General features: G+C 71.5%; 3 protein-coding genes. 1 reads left to right on the top strand and 2 read right to left on the bottom strand.

Annotation, left to right across the window (positions count from 1 at the left end; genetic code table 11):
- Positions 1 to 50: 50 nt before the first annotated feature.
- On the top strand, positions 51 to 662 hold the full coding sequence (locus tag P1P70_RS42135) for a helix-turn-helix domain-containing protein (RefSeq protein WP_319247414.1): 612 nt from the start codon (positions 51 to 53) through the stop codon (positions 660 to 662).
- Between the two features lie 108 nt (positions 663 to 770).
- Here P1P70_RS42135 and P1P70_RS42130 read toward each other — a convergent pair whose 3' ends face one another.
- The gene (locus P1P70_RS42130; RefSeq protein ID WP_319247412.1) at positions 771 to 1,778 is read right to left on the bottom strand and encodes a DeoR/GlpR family DNA-binding transcription regulator; all 1,008 of its coding nucleotides are present in this window, start codon (positions 1,776 to 1,778) and stop codon (positions 771 to 773) included.
- A gap of 151 nt (positions 1,779 to 1,929) precedes the next feature.
- Positions 1,930 to 3,378, bottom strand: coding sequence for an NAD(P)H-quinone dehydrogenase (locus tag P1P70_RS42125; RefSeq protein ID WP_045562869.1), 1,449 nt, complete (start codon positions 3,376 to 3,378; stop codon positions 1,930 to 1,932).
- Positions 3,379 to 3,540 lie beyond the last annotated feature (162 nt).

Here is a 3,540-nt window from a genome sequence, read left to right as displayed (position 1 = left end):
AGCTCTTGGGCTGAAGACGCCCCCGCCAGAAGAGAGCAGGTGAAGCGACGGTGAGCCCCAACCCGGTCAAGCCCCCCGCAGCAGGCCGGAGGCCCCTCCGCGCGGACGCCCGCCGCAACCACGACCGCCTGCTCACCGAGGCCCGCCTCGCCTTCGCGGCCCACGGCACCACCGCCTCGCTCGAGGACATCGCCCGGCGCGCGGACGTGGGCATCGGCACCCTGTACCGCCACTTCCCCAACCGCCAGGCCCTCCTGAGCGCGGTGTTCGAGGAAGCCGTCGCCGATCTGCTGGCCCGCGCCCGGACACATCTGCGCGCGGACCACCCGTGCACGGCACTCGTCGCCTGGCTGCGCGACATCATCACCCACGCGGGCGAGTACCGTGGCCTGGCGCAGGCCCTGATGACGGTCTCGTACGCGGACTCCCGCGCCGTGGACGAGAACGCCTCGGACCTGGCCCGGTGCTGCGCCCCCATCCGGGAGGCGGGCACCGCCCTGCTCCGGCGGGCGCAACACGCTCACGCCGTACGCGAAGACGTCTCCATCGGAGACCTGCTCCAGCTCACCCACGCGATCGCGCTGGCGGCCGAGGAAACCCCGGACGACCCGGAGTTGGCCGACCGCCTGCTGACGCTGACCTTGCGCGGCCTGAAGCCGTAGCCCGAACCGAGCGGCCGCAACTGGGCCTGTGCACCCACCGACGCCATGGGCACCGCGCCATCGGCGGCGCAGACCGCCCGCCCTACCGGCACCGCGGCCCCACGTCCCCTACCGCCGCCGCAGGTCCGCGACCCGGGCCGCGCGCTCCCGCTCCCGTTCACCGGCGGGCGACTGCTCCCCCAGGACCGTGGCGGTGCGCAACTGGGGCGCGGTGCCGTGGACCTGGTTGCGGCGGGGCCCCGGAAGGGGCACGTCCCGGCGCGGGGGACGCGCCGGGACGGGATCGCCTCCCGTACCGCCGCCGCCCGACGCCCCGGCCACGGAGATCTGCACGCCCTGATCGGCCAGGGCCTGCAGCTCGGTGACCGCGCGGTCGTCGTGGCCGGGCGGGTCGTCGGTGACCAGCCGGGTGATCACGTCCGTCGGCACCGTCTGGAACATCGTGTCGGTGCCGAGCTTGGTGTGGTCGGCGAGGACGACGACCTCGGCGGCGGCCTGGACCAGCGCGCGGTCGACGGACGCCGACAGCATGTTGGACGTGGACAGGCCGCGTTCGGCGGTCAGTCCGCTCCCGGAGAGGAAGGCCTTGGAGACGCGCAGCCCCTGGAGGGACTGCTCGGCTCCGGAGCCGACCAGGGCGTAGTTGGAACCGCGCAGGGTGCCGCCGGTCATCACGACCTCCACACGGTTGGCATGGGCCAACGCCTGGGCCACCAGCAGGGAGTTGGTGACGACGGTCAGCCCGGGGACCCGCGCGAGCCGGCGTGCCAGCTCCTGCGTGGTGGTCCCCGCCCCGACCACGATGGCCTCGCCCTCTTCGACGAGGCTCGCGGCGAGATCGGCGATGGCCGTCTTCTCGGCGGTCGCGAGATGAGACTTCTGCGGAAAGCCGGACTCCCGCGTGAACCCGCCCGGCAATACCGCACCGCCATGTCGGCGGTCGAGGAGTCCTTCTGCCTCCAGAGCGCGCACGTCCCGCCGTACGGTCACTTCGGAGGTCTGGACGACGCGGGCGAGCTCACGGAGCGACACGGCTCCATTGGCCCGCACCATTTCGAGGATCAATTGACGACGTTCTGCAGCGAACACGAAACTGACAGTAACGCCAACGACCATCTGCTTTCAGCAGTTTGCGCCGAATAGCAGAAGTTGTTCGCAGGGTGGGGCGAGAAGTGATATAGGGACTATCCCGGACGGAACCCGGCACACATCGGTCAGACCGCACAGACGGTACAGATCGCACCGACCGTACAGTCCGTACGGTCGGTCAGACCCCGTCGCCCGACTTGCGCGTGTGGAGCTGGCGCGCGACCTCGGCGATCGAGCCGGACAGGGAGGGGTACACGGTGAACGCGTTCGCGATCTGCTCGACGGTCAGGTTGTTGTCGACCGCGATCGAGATCGGGTGGATCAGTTCGGAGGCGCGCGGGGAGACCACCACACCGCCGACGACGATGCCGGTGCCCGGCCGGCAGAAGATCTTGACGAAGCCGTCCCGGATTCCCTGCATCTTGGCACGCGGGTTGCGCAGCAGCGGCAGCTTCACCCCGACGGCGTCGATGACACCGGCGTCCAGGTCGGCCTGGGTGTAGCCGACGGTGGCGATCTCGGGGTCGGTGAAGACGTTGGACGAGACGGTCTTCAGGTTCAGCGGGGCCACGGCGTCGCCCAGGAAGTGGTACATGGCGATACGGCCCTGCATGGCGGCGACGGACGCCAGCGCGAACACGCCGGTGACGTCACCGGCCGCGTACACGCCGGGGGCGGTGGTCCGCGACACCTTGTCGGTCCAGATGTGCCCGGACTCCTTGACCTTGACGCCGGCCTCCTCCAGGCCCATCCCGGCACTGTTGGGGACGGCGCCGACGGCCATCAGACAGTGCGAGCCGGTGATGACGCGCCCGTCCGCGAGCGTGACCTCGACCCGGTCCCCGACCCGTTTGGCGGACTGGGCCCGCGACCGCGCCATGACGTTCATCCCGCGCCGCCGGAACACGTCCTCCAGGACGGCGGCGGCGTCCGGGTCCTCGCCCGGCAGCACCCGGTCACGGCTGGAGACGAGCGTGACGCGCGACCCGAGCGCCTGGTAGGCACCGGCGAACTCGGCACCGGTGACACCGGACCCGACGACGATCAGCTCTTCCGGCAGCTCGTCGAGGTCGTAGACCTGGGTCCAGTTGAGGATGCGCTCGCCGTCCGGCTGCGCGTCGGGCAGCTCACGCGGGTGCCCGCCGGTGGCGATGAGCACGGCGTCGGCGGTCAGGGTCTCCTCGGACCCGTCGGCGGCGCGCACGACCACCTTGCGCGACCCGTCGAGGTCCTGCTGCCCCGCCAGCCGCCCGCGCCCGCGCATGACCCGCGCGCCGGCGCGCGTCACCGAGGCGGTGATGTCGTGCGACTGCGCCAGCGCGAGCCGCTTCACACGCCGGTTGACCTTGCCGAGGTCCACACCGACGACACGCGCGGGCGTGTCGATGTGCGGGGTGTCGTCGGCGACGATGATCCCCAGCTCCTCGTACGAGGAGTCGAAGGTCGTCATCACCTCTGCCGTCGCGATGAGGGTCTTCGACGGCACGCAGTCGGTCAGCACCGACGCCCCGCCCAGACCGTCGCAGTCCACGACGGTCACCTCCGCACCGAGCTGTGCGGCCACCAGCGCCGCTTCATATCCGCCGGGTCCGCCACCGATGATCACGATCCGAGTCACATGCCCCATTGTCCCGTACGAGCACGGGTGCCAACGAGTCGGGGGGTGCGGGGAGGGGTGATCTGCCCGCAGGGCCATCACCAGGGGCGCGGGGAACCGCGCGACCAGCCGCGACGCACCCGCACCCGCCCTGCCACAGTCACCCCACCCACCTCCGACGCCACCCGCCCC

Origin of the sequence: Streptomyces sp. MB09-02B, from assembly GCF_033794485.1 — a bacterium.
Lineage (GTDB): Bacteria > Actinomycetota > Actinomycetes > Streptomycetales > Streptomycetaceae > Streptomyces.
This window is presented reverse-complemented; position numbering and strand designations above follow the sequence as displayed.